The sequence below is a fragment of the Hydrogenovibrio sp. 3SP14C1 genome, assembly GCF_029625905.1.
Taxonomy (GTDB): Bacteria; Pseudomonadota; Gammaproteobacteria; order Thiomicrospirales; family Thiomicrospiraceae; genus Hydrogenovibrio.
The window spans coordinates 1-347 of sequence record NZ_JARTLM010000036.1; the positions used below are offsets into that span (position 1 = coordinate 1).

At 63.7% G+C, this 347-nt stretch carries 1 pseudogene; it reads left to right on the forward strand.

From position 1 onward, the window contains the following. Positions 1–347: pseudogene (locus P8629_RS11530) on the forward strand (IS1380 family transposase); the annotation flags it as partial.

The following is a 347-nucleotide window of genomic DNA, read 5'->3' on the forward strand; positions in this document are numbered from 1 at the left end:
CCGCTTCCCCACCACGCTGGGCATGCGCACCAGTGACGTGATCAAGAGCTACCTGGGCCTGCTGTGTCTGGGCATGAGCGACTATGACGCTGTCGAGAACTTCCGCCGCGACAAGCCCTTCCAACAACTGCTGACCCTGCAGAAGGTGCCGAGCGCGGCGACGCTGCGACAGCGGCTGGAGAAACTTGCCGCCAACGACCTGCAGGCGCGCACCGCCATCTGGTCCACGACCCTGCTGTCACTGGTCGAGGCACCGATCACCGCCGAGACGACGCACGTCTGCCTGGACATCGACACCTTCGTCATGGACAACAGCAACTCGAAGAAGGAAGGCGTCTCGCGGACCT